This is a genomic window from Rhizobium ecuadorense (assembly GCF_001187535.1).
Taxonomy (GTDB): domain Bacteria; phylum Pseudomonadota; class Alphaproteobacteria; order Rhizobiales; family Rhizobiaceae; genus Rhizobium; species Rhizobium ecuadorense.
The window spans coordinates 1-208 of sequence record NZ_LFIO01000675.1; the positions used below are offsets into that span (position 1 = coordinate 1).

Annotated in this window: 1 pseudogene; it reads left to right on the plus strand. The window is 56.7% G+C overall.

Annotation, left to right across the window (positions count from 1 at the left end):
- A pseudogene (locus AF337_RS12830) lies at positions 1-208 on the plus strand (acyltransferase family protein); the annotation flags it as partial.

Sequence of the window (208 nt, forward strand, 5' to 3'; positions counted from 1 at the left end):
AATTTCTATTTCCTGCCGTCGCGGGCTTGGGAGTTTCTGGCCGGATCGATCTGCAGCTTCATCCAGTTGAAGGGGCAACAACGCGGCAGCGATCCGCTGTCGCTCCTCGGGTTCTCGATGATCGCCTTCTCCGTCTTTTATTTCGACGAGACCTCGTCCATTCCCTCCACGCTCGCACTAGTTCCTGTGGTCGGTACGATGCTCTGTC